Origin of the sequence: Microbaculum mangrovi, from assembly GCF_051390635.1 — a bacterium.
Taxonomy (GTDB): Bacteria; Pseudomonadota; Alphaproteobacteria; order Rhizobiales; family Tepidamorphaceae; genus Microbaculum.
The window spans coordinates 721517-736564 of record NZ_JBPODT010000004.1; the positions used below are offsets into that span (position 1 = coordinate 721517).

12 protein-coding genes are annotated in these 15048 nt (G+C 66.2%); 9 read left to right on the forward strand and 3 right to left on the reverse strand.

Annotation, left to right across the window (positions count from 1 at the left end; genetic code table 11):
• Positions 1 to 3: 3 nt before the first annotated feature.
• The 3 genes from ACSF9G_RS20150 to ACSF9G_RS20160 are packed head-to-tail and all read left to right on the forward strand — an operon-like array spanning position 4 to position 2317.
• The gene (locus ACSF9G_RS20150) at positions 4 to 552 is read left to right on the forward strand and encodes a TRAP transporter small permease (protein ID WP_436643909.1); all 549 of its coding nucleotides are present in this window, start codon (positions 4 to 6) and stop codon (positions 550 to 552) included.
• Positions 549 to 1853 (forward strand): TRAP transporter large permease, encoded by a 1305-nt coding sequence (locus ACSF9G_RS20155; protein WP_436643910.1) that lies wholly within the window; start codon positions 549 to 551, stop codon positions 1851 to 1853. Before ACSF9G_RS20150 ends, ACSF9G_RS20155 begins: the two co-directional genes overlap by 4 nt.
• 5 nt (positions 1854 to 1858) lie before the next feature.
• Complete coding sequence (locus tag ACSF9G_RS20160) at positions 1859 to 2317, forward strand: DUF3237 domain-containing protein (RefSeq protein ID WP_436643911.1); 459 nt, start codon at positions 1859 to 1861, stop codon at positions 2315 to 2317.
• Positions 2318 to 2339: 22 nt separating this feature from the next.
• Here the strand turns inward: ACSF9G_RS20160 and ACSF9G_RS20165 are convergent, their stop codons facing one another.
• Together ACSF9G_RS20165 and ACSF9G_RS20170 are read right to left on the reverse strand one after the other, a co-directional pair.
• Positions 2340 to 3848, reverse strand: a complete 1509-nt coding sequence (locus ACSF9G_RS20165) for an indolepyruvate oxidoreductase subunit beta family protein (RefSeq protein WP_436643912.1) — start codon at positions 3846 to 3848, stop codon at positions 2340 to 2342.
• A 1-nt stretch (position 3849) separates the two neighbouring features.
• On the reverse strand, positions 3850 to 6024 hold the full coding sequence (locus tag ACSF9G_RS20170) for a thiamine pyrophosphate-dependent enzyme (RefSeq protein WP_436643913.1): 2175 nt from the start codon (positions 6022 to 6024) through the stop codon (positions 3850 to 3852).
• A gap of 180 nt (positions 6025 to 6204) precedes the next feature.
• Here ACSF9G_RS20170 and ACSF9G_RS20175 point away from each other — a divergent pair, with 180 nt between their 5' ends.
• Together ACSF9G_RS20175 and ACSF9G_RS20180 are read left to right on the forward strand one after the other, a co-directional pair.
• Positions 6205 to 6681: a MarR family winged helix-turn-helix transcriptional regulator gene (locus ACSF9G_RS20175; RefSeq protein WP_436643914.1), complete on the forward strand. Its 477-nt coding sequence runs from the start codon at positions 6205 to 6207 to the stop codon at positions 6679 to 6681.
• A 385-nt stretch (positions 6682 to 7066) separates the two neighbouring features.
• On the forward strand, positions 7067 to 8023 hold the full coding sequence (locus ACSF9G_RS20180) for a crotonase/enoyl-CoA hydratase family protein (RefSeq protein ID WP_436643915.1): 957 nt from the start codon (positions 7067 to 7069) through the stop codon (positions 8021 to 8023).
• 37 nt (positions 8024 to 8060) lie between these two features.
• Here the strand turns inward: ACSF9G_RS20180 and ACSF9G_RS20185 are convergent, their stop codons facing one another.
• Positions 8061 to 10316, reverse strand: a complete 2256-nt coding sequence (locus ACSF9G_RS20185) for a putative bifunctional diguanylate cyclase/phosphodiesterase (protein WP_436643916.1) — start codon at positions 10314 to 10316, stop codon at positions 8061 to 8063.
• A 426-nt stretch (positions 10317 to 10742) separates the two neighbouring features.
• Here ACSF9G_RS20185 and ACSF9G_RS20190 point away from each other — a divergent pair, with 426 nt between their 5' ends.
• The 4 genes from ACSF9G_RS20190 to ACSF9G_RS20205 all read left to right on the forward strand — a co-directional run bounded on the left by ACSF9G_RS20190 (position 10743) and on the right by ACSF9G_RS20205 (position 15004).
• A complete protein-coding gene (locus tag ACSF9G_RS20190; protein ID WP_436643917.1) occupies positions 10743 to 11891 on the forward strand; it encodes a carbohydrate kinase family protein in 1149 nt (382 codons plus the stop codon).
• A 219-nt stretch (positions 11892 to 12110) separates the two neighbouring features.
• Positions 12111 to 13199 carry an ABC transporter ATP-binding protein gene (locus ACSF9G_RS20195; RefSeq protein WP_436643918.1) on the forward strand — a complete coding sequence of 363 codons (1089 nt, stop codon included), beginning with the start codon at positions 12111 to 12113 and terminating at the stop codon, positions 13197 to 13199.
• 1 nt (position 13200) lies between these two features.
• Complete coding sequence (locus ACSF9G_RS20200; protein ID WP_436643919.1) at positions 13201 to 14193, forward strand: ABC transporter permease; 993 nt, start codon at positions 13201 to 13203, stop codon at positions 14191 to 14193.
• Complete coding sequence (locus tag ACSF9G_RS20205) at positions 14186 to 15004, forward strand: ABC transporter permease (protein WP_436643920.1); 819 nt, start codon at positions 14186 to 14188, stop codon at positions 15002 to 15004. The genes ACSF9G_RS20200 and ACSF9G_RS20205 overlap by 8 nt, the downstream gene beginning before the upstream one ends.
• Positions 15005 to 15048: the final 44 nt, after the last annotated feature.

Consider the following 15048-nt stretch of genomic DNA (forward strand, 5'->3'; position numbering starts at 1 on the left):
TCGATGAACGCGTTCGAGCTGCTCATCAAACGGATCGTCACCTTCGTCGACGGGGCGGCGGCGATGTTCCTGGCGATCATCACCGGGCTGACCTTCCTGACGGTCGTCCTGCGTTATGGGTTCAACGCGTCGCTGCCCGGATCCTTCGACATCGGTCGCCTGCTGCTCGGCGTCGCCATTTTCTGGGGCGTGGCGGTCGCCGCCTACCGGCAGGAGCATATCCAGGTGGACATCCTCTGGTCGGCCCTCCCGCGCAAGGCCCGGGGCTATCTCAACCTGTTCGCCGATCTGGTGTTCTTCGGCTGCGCGGCCGTCTTCACATGGATGTTCCTCGTCCGCGTGATGGCGACGGCGGCGTCCGGCGAGACCACCTTCGAGCTCGACGTGCAGATCTGGCCGTTCCACCTGCTCGCCTGGCTCGGCATCGCGCTGACCACCGTCGTGCTGCTGGCCCGCATCGCCCATGTGATCATCACCGGCAACTTCGACGTTCCTTCGAATCTCGGCCCCGACGATGACGGGCCGCAGGACTATCCCGCCGGAGAGCCATGAGCTATCCCGATCTCGTCGCCGTCGGCGGCTTCGTCGTCCTGTTCATCCTGCTGCTCCTGCGCGTGCCGATCGGCGTCGCCATGGGCCTGGTCGGCGTCGGCGGTTTCGCCATGATGGTCAGAACGTCGTCGGCGCTGAACCTGGTCGGCCTGTCGCCGATCCGCACCGCTACGGAATACTCGCTGGCGCTGATCCCGATGTTCATCCTGATGGGCTCGCTGGCGACCGCGTCCGGCCTCAGCAAGGAACTGTACCGGGCCTCCAACGCCTGGATCGGCCACCGGCGCGGCGGGCTCGCCATGGCCACGATCGCCGCCTGCGGCGGCTTCGCGGCGATCTGCGGATCGTCGGTGGCGACGGCGGCGACGATGACCCGGGTCGCGCTGCCGGAGATGAAGCGCTACGGCTATCCCGACACGCTGGCGACCGGCTCGATCGCGGCCGGCGGCACGCTCGGCATCCTGATCCCGCCGTCCATCGTCCTCGCCATCTACGGCATCCTGACAGAGCAGGACATCGGCAAGCTGTTCATCGCCGGCGTCATTCCCGGCATCCTGGCGCTGCTCCTGTATCTGGTGACGGTGCGGCTCTACGTGATATTCTCCAAGAGCGACGTACCCGTCCAGGAGAAGGCTGACTGGACCGAGCGGATCCATGCCTCGCGCGGCGTCTGGGCGGTGGTGCTGCTGTTCGTCTTCATCATGGGCGGCATCTACGGCGGCGTCTTCACGCCGTCCGAGGCCGCCGGCATGGGTGCCTCGGGCGTGCTGATCATCGGCCTGGTGCGCCGCCGGCTCGACCGGAAGGCGATCTACCGCTGCCTCGTCGACAGCATCCAGGTCTCCGCCTCGATATTCTTCATCCTGATCGGCGCCCTGCTGTTCGGCTACTTCCTGACGGCGACGCAGACGCCGCAGAAGATCGCCAACCTGCTGCTGGCCCTCGACCTCGGCCCCCACGGCACGCTGGTGCTGATCCTGCTGTTCTTCCTGATCCTCGGCTGCATCCTCGACGCCATGGCGATGATCGTGCTGATGATCCCGATCATCTATCCGGTCATCCTGCAGCTCGGCTTCGATCCGATCTGGTTCGGCGTCATCATCGTCATGACGGTCGAACTCGGCCTGATCACCCCGCCGGTCGGCATGAACGTCTTCGTGCTCAATTCGCTGGCGCGAGACATACCGCTTCAGCGCGTGTTCGCCGGCGTCATGCCGTTCGTGCTGATGGACGTCCTGCGCCTGTCGCTGCTCGTGGCGTTCCCGATCCTGGTCCTGTTCCTGCCCAACACGATGCAGTGAGCCCCATGCTCGTCGCGCAATCACCGTTCATGCACATTCACGCCGAATTAGCCGACAGTCTGGAGTTCGGCCTGACGCCGATGGGCACGCGGCGGGTGATCAACATCCTCGGGGGAACGGTGTCCGGCGAGCGGGTCAACGGCCGCATCCTGCCCGGCGGCGCCGACTGGCAGGTCATCCGGTCGGATGCGCTCGCCGACATTTCGGCGCGCTACACCATCGAGACGGCGTCCGGCGCGCTCGTGCTCGTCAACAGCGACGGCGTGCGCCACGGGCCGCCCGACGTGATCGCGCGGCATGCACGCGGCGAGGCGGTCGATCCCGCGCTCTACTATTTCCGCACGGCCATGCGGTTCGAGGCGCCGGTCGACAGCGACGTCGCCTGGCTGAACGGTATCATCGGCGTCGCGACGGGCCGGCGCGAGAAGAACGCTGTGCTGCTCGACATCCACGCGGTGGTCTGAGCCCTACTCGGTGGTCTGAGCCCTACTCGGCGGCCTGACGGTCCGGCGCGAGCGAGGCCCAGAGGCTCCGGATCGTCTCGTCGAGGGCCGTTCCCTCCGGATCCTTCAGCGCGGCAAGCCGGGCGTTCAGCATCGCGTCGGCGAAGGCCGAGGCGGGCAGGTCGCCGGCCAGGGCGGGCTCGACGACGCGCGCGACGATGCGATCGAAATTGCGGCGACCGCGCTTGTGCGTGTCGGCATAGCCCTTCACCAGTCCGCCGATGGCGACGACCTCGCGGGCCGCGTCCGGATCGACCGCGAGCGTCCTCTCGATCAGGTCGAGCCAGTGCTCGATCCAGGCCTGCTCATCGGCATAGCGCAGGGTGCGGCGGCGCCAGCCGCGCAGGCTCGCGAGGACTTTCAGCCGGATGAATCCGCCGAACCGCGTCGCCGTCACGTTCATCGGGATCGACCACGTGTCCCAGCCGCGGCCGGCGAGAAAGGCCAGCGCGCGCCGCGCCAGCGCGGGCGGCAGCAGCGAGAAAAGCTCCTCGGGCCCCGGCTTCATGTACTCGATCACATCGACGATCTCGCCGGGCCGTGCCCCGGCTTCGGCCCGGACCTGTTCGAGCCTTGCCGCGGCGAGCTTCAGCTGGGCGACGCGGATCGTGTCCTCGAAGGCCATGCGCAGCGCCAGGATGCGGGCGAGCTCGGACAGGAACGCCGCATCCGCCCCGGGCCGGCCGGCGAAGCGCTTCAGCCGGTCGGCGTAGAGCGCGACGTAGCCGTCGTCCTGATAATCGGCGAGGCGCTGCGATCCCGCCTCGATCATCGGCAGCGCGGCCTCGGGATAGAGCGACCAGGATTCGGCGACCGGCCGCATCGTGTCGTCGGTTTCGGCGGGTGGGGCGGGCTCGGACCTGCCGGTTCGGGCGAACTCGAGTCCGGCCTCGAACCCGCGCAGGTTGGACTCGACCGCCTTGGCGCCGGCGCGGATCGCGTGGCGATAGCGGTCCGGCGGGATCGGCTGGGTGCCGGAGCCGGCGAGCGCGCCGAGCAGGACGGCGTTCAGATGACTGCCGGCGGCCTGGGCGATCGCGCCGAGATCGCCGAGCAACGCGGCTTTCGAGTACCGTTCGGCGATCGCCTCGAGCCGGTCGGGATCGAGGCGTCCGTCGCCCATGGAAGCCTTCTCCGCGACGGTATAGACGCGGCGGACGACGCCGATCAGTACGGTCCGATCGGGCGTCGCGTAGCCCGCCTGCACCATGCGCGCGGTCTCGAGCAGCTCCGTGCCGATCAGCACGTCGACGCGGCCGGGCGCCGGATTCAGCGCCAGCACCGGCTTGCCCGGCCCGCGCCCGGCGGCGGGCGGCAGGATCTCTAGGTAGTAGGTCGTGGCGCCGGTGCGCTGGGCGACGCCGGGGATCGACGTTCGCTGGGCATGGAGGCCCTCGGCGACGGCGGCATCGGCGATCCAGCCGGCAAGCACGCCGCCGCCTTCGCCGCCGAGCGCGGAGATCAGGACCGTGATCGGCGAGCCGGCCGACATGTCACTCGGCCGGGACGGGGTGCGGCGCCGGGCGGGCGTCGGGTGCGGATGGTGCGGCGTAGCCGCCGAACAGCCGGATCAACGCCGAGGACAGCCGCGCGCGGAACCGGTCCCAGCCGTTCGGGTTGCGGATGATCTCGATGCGCGCGAACGAGGGGCAGAGCTGGGCGGCATGGGATACCTCGCCGCACAGGCCGCAGCCGACGCAATCGTTGTTCACATGCGCGACCGGCTCGGGTTTCAGCGGGTCGGCGCTCGGCTTCACCGTCAGCGAGGGGCAGCCGGACAGGCGGATGCAGGCATGGTCGCCGGTGCAGACGTCGGGATCGACCCAGAAGCGGGTGCGCACGACGCGCCTGCCTTCGGCCACGGCCCTGGCCTCGGCCGGGCGGACGCGGCGCTGGCGGGCGAGCTGGCATTCGCCATCGGCGATGATGACCTTCGGGCCTTTCTCGCCGCTGCCAAGCGCGTCCCGCAGCGTCTTGCGCATGGTCGACACGGAATAGGAGTGGACGGTGCGGACCCAGCCGACGCCGAGGCTCTTCAGCGCGCTCTCGATATCGAGCCCGCGGCCGCGCCCTTCCCCCTGCGGACGCGACGAGGGCACGTCCTGGACGCCGGTGGCGCTGGTGTAGCCGTTCTTGAAGATGACGAGGACGGAGTCGTCCTGGTTGAAGACCGAGCCGGCGACGCCGGTGAGCAATCCGTTGTGCCAGAAGCCGCCGTCGCCCATGACGCTGAGCGGGCGTTTCGCCTGGGTGCCCGATACCGCCGCGTTCGAGGCGAGCGACATGCCGTAGCCGAGGATCGAGTTGCCCTGGCTGAAGGGCGGGAAGGTCGCAAAGGCGTGGCAGCCGATGTCGGCGGCGACATGGACCGGACCGGCTTCCTCCCGCAGTAGCTTCATCGCCGAGAAGACGGGGCGCTCCGGGCAGCCGGTGCAGAAGGTCGGCGGCCGCGGCGGCAGCGGCGCCGTCAGATCCCTGGCAACGGTTCGCGAATGGGCCTCGACGGCCTCGACCCATTCGTCGAGGCGGGCCGCTTCGTTGCGGCCGTAGCGCGTCAGGAAGGCGGACAGGCCGCTGGCGACCACGACCGGCGAATACTCGCCGGCCATCGGCAGCACGTCCTTGCCGTGCAGTTTCGTGCCGAGCTCGGCGTGGCGCAGGATCTGGCCGATCTCCTTCTCGATGAAGTCCGGGCCACCTTCCTCGACCACCAGCACGGCGCGCTTGTCGGCGCAGAACGCCGCGATCTCCTCGGGAACCAGCGGATAGGTCACGTTGAGGACGTGGGTCGGGACGCCGATATCCCCGTAGGCGTCCGAGAGACCGGCCTCGGCGAGGCGGCCGTTGAGGACGTTGAACATCCCGCCCTGGACGATGATGCCGATGTCGCCGTCTTCCGGTCCCAGCGTCTCGTTGAGCCGGTTCTCGCGGATGAAGGCGCGGGCCGCCGGCAGGCGGCGGTTCACCTTGTCGGCCTCCTGGACGAAGGTCACCGGAGGATGGCTGAGGCGGGCATAGTCGAACCGGGCGGGTTCGGCGAAGCGGTTCGCCGACGAATGCTCGGACCGCCGGTTGTCAGACGCCTCGAATGTACCGAAGACATGGCAGGCGCGGATGCGCAGCTCGAGAATGACCGGCGTGGCGCTCGCCTCCGACAGCTCGAAGCCCTTCTCCACCATGCGCACGATGGTCGGCAGCTCCGGGCGCGGGTCGAGCAGCCACACGGACGACTTCACCGCGTAGGCCTGGGTGCGCTCCTGGATAACGCTTGCGCCTTCGCCGTAGTCCTCGCCGACGATGATCATGGCGCCGCCGATGACACCGGCCGACGACAGGTTCGACAGCGCGTCGGCGGCGACATTGGTGCCGACGATCGACTTCCAGGTCACGGCGCCGCGAACGGGGTAGTTGATCGAGGCGGCGAGCATCGCGGCGGCCGCGGCCTCGTTGGTGCACGTCTCCAGATGAATGCCGAGCTCGCCGAGCAGGTCCTCGGCCTGCAGCAACACGTCGAGCAGGTGGCTGACCGGCGCGCCCTGATAGCCGCCGACATAGGCGACCCCGGACTGCAGCAGCGCCTTGGTGACGGCCATGATGCCCTCGCCGTGGAAGGTGTCTCCGGCACCAAGCCTCAGCGTCTCGATCTCGCGATGAAACGAGACTTCCATCCCTGCTCCCTTCCACCGCGCCACGGGCGGTGATCGACGGCACTGTACGAATGCGGTAGTAGCGACGTCAAACAGTTGTGGCCCCGCACTATCGGTTCTAGGTTGCCTTGCGGGATTCGGTCCGGCCGGCATGAACTGACATGGCTGCCGGCCCGGACAAGCCGCGGCGGAAGCGAGGGTGTGTCGATCGAGATGGATATTCCGGTACAGGCGGCGGACAGCGGGCGTGACATCGACTACGACGAACTGCCAAACTACATCGGCTATCTGCTGCGCCGCGCGCAGGCCAACGTCTTTCGCGAGTTCGAGCGGTCGCTGGGGGATATCGGGCTGACGCCCGGCGCGTTCGGCCTTCTGATGCTGATCCGCGCCAATCCCGGCATCACGCAGATGGAACTCGCCAATGCCTTCGGGATCGACAAGTCGACGCTGACGCCGGTTCTCAACCGGCTGGAGCAGAGCACGCTCGTGCGCCGCGAGCAGCTCGCTCACGACCGGCGCTACAACGCCCTCTTCTTCGAGGATGCCCAGGAGGCGTTCTTCGATCGCGCGCGGACGCGGGTTCGTGATTTCGAGCAGTCGGTCGCCGATCGGCTATCGCAGGACGAGCAGCGCGAACTGGTGCGTCTGATCGGCAAGATCCAGGCGGACGCCTGAGACGCCTGGCCTTCCTGACCCGCCGCAACGCCGCGCTTCGGCGTTCACGCCAGCGAACTCCCCGATCCTATCGATGCCCGATCATGCCGTTACGGTAGTGCCGGCAGCCAAACGTAGGCGTGCGCCAATGCCATTCGGATGGTCGGGATCAGCTGTTTTGGTGACCTTTCGCGGCATTCCAGACATACGGATTTTGCCTAATTGCAGCCTTGGTTAACATTAATAATTATTGTTAGCAGACCTACACTTACGCCTCATTCGACGGATCGAGCAAAGCCCTTTGGGGGACGAAAAACAACCTATCGTTTTGGCTTCAATCGATAAATCGATGGCAGCGGATAGTTCAAAATGATAGTATTTCATTAAGCTTAATAAGGTGCGGACGATGTCGAGTTTTGTGTCGGTAGTAGATCGCTCGTTTTCTCGCAAACAACCTTCCCCTTCCAAAGACCGGCTGGCGCCAGTCCAGCCGGCCGCGCCGGCGTCGGATTCAACCGAGCGACCGCTCTTCGGCCTCGAGCAGCTCGAAGTGAACTGGGAGGAAGACACGGGAACGCTGTGGACGTTCATGCGTCCGCATAACCGGCCCAGCTACAACCCTGAGTTTCTGAAGGATTTCGAGGCGTGGCAGACCGGCATCCAGTCGATGTTCGCCGGTCAGGAGGGCGACCTTCGCTATCTCGTTCTCGGGTCACGCTGGCCCGGCGTCTACAGCCTGGGTGGTGATCTCGACCTGTTCGCCAGACACATTCGCGACCGCGACCGCGAGGCCCTGGTCGACTATGGCCGTACGTGCGTGCGCATCCTGCATCGCAATATCGAGACGCTGGATCTGCCGGTGGTGACGATCGCGCTGGCGCAAGGGGACGCACTGGGCGGCGGCTTCGAGTCGCTGCTGTCCTTCAACGTCATCGTCGCCGAACGGGGCATCAAGTTCGGCTTTCCGGAAAGCCTGTTCGGGTTGTTTCCCGGCATGGGCGCCTACAGCCTGCTGGCGCGCCGCATCGGCGCGGCGAAGGCCGAGGAGATGATCCTGTCCGGCAACTCCTTCACCGCCGAGCAGATGCACGAAGTGGGTCTCGTCCATATCCTGGCGGAACCCGGCGAGGGCGTGGAGGCGACGCGGGCCTATATCCAGAAGCAGAAATGGAGGCGCAACGGCTCGCGTGCGGTCTACATGACCGGACGCCAGGTCGATCCGCTTCCGCTCGAGGAGCTCGAGCGGATCGTCGAGATCTGGGCCGATGCGTGCCTGCAGCTGAGCGATCGCGATCTGCGGCTGATGGAACGGCTCGTCGCCGCGCAGGACCGGCTGCGCAGCTTCCCGTTGGCCGCCGAATAGGGGCCGCCGAATAGGGGCCGCCGAATAGGGGCCGCGCTCAGGCGACCGCCACGAGGTTGGCGCGCTGCGCCGGCGAGGCCTGCAGCTTCTCCAGGATGGCGTCGACAGGCATGGCGCGGCCGAAAAGGTAGCCCTGCCCCTCGTGGCAGCCTTCTTCCTTGACCTGACGCAGCTGTTCCTCGGTCTCGATGCCTTCCGCGACCACGATCATATTCAGGCTGTTGCCGAGACCGGCGACGGCGCGGACGATCGACGGGGCGTCCTGGTCGCGACCCAGATCGGCGATGAACGACCGGTCGATCTTGATCTTGTTGAACGGGTACTTGCGCAGATAATTCAGCGACGAGTAGCCGGTGCCGAAGTCGTCGAGCGAGATCCGCACACCGAGCACCTTGAGCTGCTCCATCGTATAGAGCGTGCTCTCGCTTTCCTCGAGCAGAACACGCTCGGTGATCTCGAGGTCAAGGCACTGGGCCGGCAGGCCCGACTTGGCCAGGGCCGAGACCACGCGGGCGCCCAGCGACCGATCGCGGAACTGGACCGGCGACAAGTTGACCGCGACCTTGGTCCCGGTCGGCCAGCTGGCCGCGTCCTGGCAGGCGCGCTGTAGGACCCATTCGCCGATCGAGATGATGAGTCCGGTCTCCTCCGCGATCGGAACGAACTCCGCCGGCGAAATGTAGCCGCGCTCGGGATGGTGCCAGCGCAGCAACGCCTCGCAGGTGGTGATGGCACCGGTCTTCAGGTCGATCAGCGGCTGATAGAAGACCTCCAGTTCGTTGCGCGACAGCGCGTCCCGCAGGTCGAGTTCGAGCGCGCGCCGGGCCTGGGCGCGCTCCTCCATCTCGGCGGCGAAGAAGCGATGCTCGCCGCCGCCGTTGCCCTTGGCGGCGTAAAGCGCCATGTCGGCGTTCTTGATCAGCTCGTCGGCATCGATGCCGTCCTGCGGCGCGACCGCGATGCCGATCGAGGCGCCGATGTCGATGCGGTGCCCCTCGACGTCGAACGGCACCGACAGGGCCTTAACCAGCCGGCGGGCGAGACGGCCGGAATCCTGACGACGCGACGGGGTCGACTGCAGGATGACGAACTCGTCGCCGCCGAAACGGGCGATCATGTCTCCGGTGCGCACGACGGAGCCGAGGCGCCGCGACACCTCCTTTAGCAGCTTGTCGCCGATCGGATGTCCAAGCGTGTCGTTGACCTGCTTGAACCGGTCGATGTCGATCAGGTGCAGGGCGATCTGATTGCCGCCTTCGCGCACGATCTCCAGCATCTCGTTGATGCGCTCGCGGAAGTGGTTGCGGTTCGGCAGGCCGGTCAGGTCGTCGTAGCGGGCGAGATAGGCGATCCGCTCCTGGGCGGCCTTGCGCTCGGTGACATCCTCCAGGATGACGACCGAGCCGCCGTCGGCCATCATCCGGCGCGACAGGGCCATGATGCGCTCGCCGTCGACGGATACGAAGACCTGGCCGTGGTGGTCCTGCCTCAGGCCGCGGGTGAGCTCGTAGACGATCGAACGGACGCCGAGGCCGGAATGATTGCCCGCCCGGATCGAATACCGGACCAGCTCGCGGATCGTCGTGCCGACCTTGATCGGCGCGTCGTACAGATTGAGCAGCTCGATGAAGCGGGCATTCCAGACCTTGAGCCTGTCCTGATCGTCGAACATGCACAGGCCGTGCGACATGTTGTTGAGCGCTATGTCGAAGCGGTTGGCCTGCTCCTCGTAGCGGGCCGCCAGCGCCGCTTCCTTGCGCGTCATCGTCAGCGCCTGGATGATGATGTCGCGAATGGACAGGGTGATGTCGATCATCCCGTAGATGAACATCAGGATGACGAAACCCAGCGCCTTGTGGAGCCAGTCCGGATAGATGAGCAGCGCGATCGCAAGCGGAAGCGTGGTGAGGGTGAGCTGGCCGACCGCGATGATCGGCCGTCCCGCGTTGCGGCCCGAAATGGCGGCGGCGTATCCGGCGGCGGTGGTGGCGACCGCCAGATGCAGCGTCGCGTCCGTGGTATGCGTCAGCGTGATGTAGCAGAGCAGTCCGAGAAGCGCGGAAAAGCCCCAGGCGCCGTATTCGTAGATCCGTTCCCAGATCTGCGTGGCGACATCCGCGGCAAGCTTGCGCCGCTTGTAGATGACGGCGGAAACGACACGCAGCAGGCCAACCGCGAAGATCGCGATCGAGATCGCCATGATCGCGGAATCGTCGGCCTTGATCGCGACCGCCGCGCCGATAATGCCGCACGCGATCGCGCCCACCGCCAAGGACGACAGCGGTGCGAACAACGACTCAACCAGCGCTGCGCGAATTTCAGGCGAGAGTTGCGCATCGTCTTGGCGTGTCGCGAGGAGTCTGCGTAAAAGCATTTACGTCCCAAGGCTCGCGTCGACCGTCCCGAATCTGAAGGCAGTTGGTCAAAATTTCGCAAACTTGGACCATCTATCCGCGATTTGGTAAAAGGAACGACATCAGACGCGCTTAATTTTTACCTAAGCGAACAAGGAAACCGTAAATATGATTTGCCGGCATTGCTTTCCGGTGCCGTCCTTGTATCGGCATGATCGCTGACTTCCATGCGATCCCCTTGGCAATTTCGCAGAAGCGGCATCTAGGCCCGCAGGCGCTCTTTCATCGCAAAACGCGCACGCGGCGGCGCGATTACGACCGCGATCCCACCGAACCAGGCCGGACGGACACGAAGAAAGTGGTTTATGACCGATAACCAGCGCCCCGATCCCATGCGCCCCGATCCCATGCGCCAGGATACTGTGCCACAGCGGGCCGTCACGGTCGGGTCGGCCACGGTCGACATCATCACCGTGATCGCCGACCGCGATATCGAGCGCGTGACCATGACGAACGTTACCGCCTCGTTCCTGCTGCTCGAGGAGGGGCGCAAGATAGAGGCCGAAAGCATCACCATCCATCCCGGCGGCGGCGCCGTGAACACCGCCGTCTGCCTGGCGCGGCTCGGCTATGCGGTAGCACCGGTCGTCAAGCTCGGCACCGATCTGAACGCGGCCAAGATCCTGGAGACATTCGACGCGGAGGGCCTGTCCGGGGACCTGGTTCGCCAGAGCGAAAGCCTCGATACCGGCATCACGGTGATGATCTCCTCGCACGACCGCAATGCGTCGATCTTCACGTTCCGCGGCGCCAATACGTTGATTTCGCGCGAGGACGTGCCCGAAGACGCGTTCCACGGCGCCCAGCTCGTCCACGTTTCCGGCCTCAGCAACACCTCAGCCGATCAGCATGGCCATATTGTCGGCGCCGCGCGCCGCGCCGGCGCGTTCGTCTCGGCCAATCCGGGCATACGGCAACTCACCTCGCGCCGGGAAGCGTTCTTCGCGGCGCTGGCCGATATCGATCTGATCAGCATCAACCGGGTCGAGGCCGAGGCGTTGATGCCCGGCCTGGCGGCGCGACTGCCGGACAAGGCGGCTCCGCACATTCCCCACGACGCGCCCGATCTGATGCGCCGCGGCCTCGACGGCTCCGGCTTCGACATGTCGCTGGAAGGGTTCTGCGCCGCGGTCGGCAGCATGGGGCCGAGCTACGTGGCGGTAACCGATGGAACCCGGGGCGCCTATCTTTGGGCGCGCGACGCCCTCTTTTTCTGTCCGCCTCTGCAGGTGGCGGTGGCCGGCACGGCGGGCGCCGGCGATGCGTTCGCCGCCACGCTCGCCGCCGCGCTCGTGCGCGACGACGGTCCGGAACGGGCGCTGGCGGCCGCGGCGGCCAATGCCGCATCCGTCGTGCGGCACATCGACACCCAGACGGGCCTCCTCACCAGGGCGGACCTTGACGGGTTCGTCGCGGAGGCCGGGGAGGCCCTGCATGTGCGCCGTTTGCTCTGATGCGCCACAGTTCGTGGCGGCGGGATCCGACACCGAAACCATGCAGGGGACGGCCGGTTGATGTAAACTGCCGCTTGTGATCACAAATTTCGCTCTCGGGCCGCTACGCAGGTCACGGCGAAAGCCATTGTTAAGTCAGCAAAACCGGCGGTGCCTCTTGCGCCGACCCGGTTCCGTGATACCATTTTCCGAAAAGTTGACGGATTGGGGGGTGTTCGGTTGGCCAAGACGGCTGTCGAAGCGCGCAACGTGACCAAGGCTTTCGGCGAGGGAGCCGATCGCGTCCTGGCACTGGACAATGTCAGCGTTGAAATCCGCGAAAACGAGTTTTTCACGCTGCTGGGGCCGTCGGGCTGCGGCAAGACCACGCTGTTGCGGCTGATCGCCGGCTTCGATCACCCCACCGCCGGCACGATCCTCCTGAACGGCGAGGACATTTCCGGCCTGCCGCCGTTCAAGCGACCGGTCAACACCGTCTTCCAGAACTACGCCCTGTTTCCGCACATGACGGTCGCCGGCAATATCGGCTTCGGGCTGGAGATGCTGGGCAAGGCGAAGCCGGAGGTCGCCGCCACGGTCGACGACATGCTCCGCCTGGTGCGGATGGAGGCGTTGAAGAACCGGCGGACCAGTCAGATTTCCGGCGGCCAGCAGCAACGCGTGGCGCTCGCCCGGGCCCTGGCGCCGCAACCGAAGGTGCTGCTGCTCGACGAACCGCTTTCGGCGCTCGACCTGAAACTCCGCAAGGAAATGCAGATCGAGCTGAAGCGGCTGCAGAACGAGACCGGCATCACCTTCGTCTTCGTCACGCACGACCAGGAAGAGGCGCTGACCATGTCGGACCGCATCGCGGTCATGAGCAACGGGTCGATCCTCCAGGTCGGGCAGCCGCGCGAGATCTACGATCACCCCTCCGACCGGTTCGTGGCCAACTTCATCGGGGACACCAACCTGATGGAGGCCGACGTGGTGTCGGCGGCGAACGGCACCGCGCGGCTCAGACTGCCCTCCGGGGTCGAGATCGACGCGGACGTTCCCGACGGCATGAGGCCGGCCGGGCGCGTCACCGCGGTGGTGCGGCCGGAACATGCCGCGCTCGCCGAGGACGCGGGCACCGCGATGCTGTCGGGAACGCTGGAGACCGTCGTCTATTTCGGTACCGACACGCATTATCACGTCCGTCTCGCCGACGGCGGCCTGTTCACCGTCCGCGCGCAGAACGCCCGCGGGTACGCGGAGGCGCGGCAGCAGGGTAGCCCCGTCGGCATTCACCTGAGCGCGCACTCCGTGCAGGTGCTGCGGGACTGACATGGCGGCGCAGGAGGCAACCTCGACCTCGCAATCCGGCGCGTCGGCGCCCGACCCCGCGACGCCTGATCCCGCACGGTCCAAACACGCGTATGTCGAAGAAGCGCGGCGCCGGGAGGTGCGCGGCAAGTGGCTGCTCGCGGTGCCGGCGCTCGTCCTGCTGCTGGCGGCCGCGTCCGGACCGCTGCTGATCGTCCTAGTCTATTCGTTCCTGACGCCCGATCCCTACGGCGGCGTCGAATGGCAGTTCTCGTTGCAGGGCTGGTTCCAGGTCGTGTTCGCCCGCGATATCTTCGACGAAACGATCGGCCTCGCCGACGCGCATCTGTCGATCCTCTGGCGCTCGGTGCAACTGTCGTTCCTGACGACGGTGCTGACGCTGATCTTCGGCTTTCCGACCGCCTATTTCATCGCCACGCGGCCGCCGCAGTACCGCGAACTTTGGCTGTTCCTGATCACGATCCCGTTCTGGACGAACCTCCTGATCCGGACCTTCGCGATCATGGAGGTGATCCGCAACGAGGGCATCATCAACACCATCCTGATGACGACCGGGATCATCGAGCAGCCGATCCAGATGCTGTTCACCGATTTCGCCATCCTGCTCGGCATGGCGTACGTCTATCTGCCTTTGATGGTGCTGCCCCTCTACGCATCGATGGAGAAGCTCGACTTTCGACTCGTCGAGGCCGCCTACGATCTCTACGCGACCCGTTTCCAGGCGCTCAGGCGCGTGATCGTTCCGGCGGTGAAGCCCGGCATCGTGGCCGGCGCCATTCTCGTCTTCATTCCCTCGCTTGGCGCCTATGTGACGCCGCGGGTGCTCGGAGGCGGGAAGAACCTGATGCTGGGCAACCTGATCGAGCTGCAGTTCGGGCAGGGGCGCAACTGGCCGCTCGGGGCGGCGCTGTCGATCACGCTTCTGGCGATCGTCATGGTGGCGCTGGTCACCTATGTGCGTAACGCGGCGCGATCGGATGCCGGCCATGGCTGAGGCCCGCGCCCGTACCCGGCCGTTCTCGGTCAAGCGGCTGCCCGGCTTCACCACGGTCGCGATCATCTGTTTCGTGGCGCTCTACGCGCCCATCATCACGCTGGTCGTCTATTCGTTCAACGCCGGCACCTCCGTTGCCGTTTGGGAAGGGTTCTCCTGGCGCTGGTACGCCGCGGCCTGGGAGAACGAGCAGGTGCAGGACGCCTCCATCCGCTCGGTCATCATCGCAAGCTGGGCCGCGGCGATCGCCACGACGCTCGCCACCATGGCGGCGTTGGCCACGACGCGAACCCGGCCGTATCGCGGATTGACCGTGATCTACGCGCTCATCAATCAGCCGCTGATGGTTCCGGAGATCGTCAGCGCGGTCGCGCTGCTGATCTTCTTCGCGATGATCAAGGTCGCGACCGGCTATTCCGGGCTCGGATACCTGATCGCCGCCCATAGCGCCTTCTGCATTCCATTCGCCTATCTGCCCATCCGGGCGCGGCTGGAAAGCATGGACCTGACGCTGGAGGCGGCCGCGGCCGATCTCTACGCCACGCCGTGGATGGCATTCCGGCGGGTCACGCTGCCGTTGCTATGGCCCGGCATACTGGCCGGCGCCATGCTGGCCTTCGTCATCTCGCTGGACGACGTGGTGATTACCGAGTTCGTCAAGTCGGCGGGGCAGGACACGCTGCCGACCTACATGCTGGGGCAAATTCGGCGAACGCTGACGCCCGAGATGAATGCCATCTCCACGGTTTTCCTGGGGATATCAATCGGGCTGGTGACGGTTTTCTTCTTCCTAAATCGAAGAAGGAAGTAGAGGCCCCCTGTCGCCCGGCGACGTCCGGGCGGGGCCAATCAACG

Coding starts and splice junctions, on each gene's coding strand:
- ACSF9G_RS20150 (WP_436643909.1), top strand. CDS start 4: ATGAACGCGTTCGAGCTGCTCATCAAACGGATCGTCACCTTCGTCGAC.
- ACSF9G_RS20155 (WP_436643910.1), top strand. CDS start 549: ATGAGCTATCCCGATCTCGTCGCCGTCGGCGGCTTCGTCGTCCTGTTC.
- ACSF9G_RS20160 (WP_436643911.1), top strand. CDS start 1,859: ATGCTCGTCGCGCAATCACCGTTCATGCACATTCACGCCGAATTAGCC.
- ACSF9G_RS20165 (WP_436643912.1), bottom strand. CDS start 3,848: ATGTCGGCCGGCTCGCCGATCACGGTCCTGATCTCCGCGCTCGGCGGC.
- ACSF9G_RS20170 (WP_436643913.1), bottom strand. CDS start 6,024: ATGGAAGTCTCGTTTCATCGCGAGATCGAGACGCTGAGGCTTGGTGCC.
- ACSF9G_RS20180 (WP_436643915.1), top strand. CDS start 7,067: ATGTCGAGTTTTGTGTCGGTAGTAGATCGCTCGTTTTCTCGCAAACAA.
- ACSF9G_RS20190 (WP_436643917.1), top strand. CDS start 10,743: ATGACCGATAACCAGCGCCCCGATCCCATGCGCCCCGATCCCATGCGC.
- ACSF9G_RS20200 (WP_436643919.1), top strand. CDS start 13,201: ATGGCGGCGCAGGAGGCAACCTCGACCTCGCAATCCGGCGCGTCGGCG.
- ACSF9G_RS20205 (WP_436643920.1), top strand. CDS start 14,186: ATGGCTGAGGCCCGCGCCCGTACCCGGCCGTTCTCGGTCAAGCGGCTG.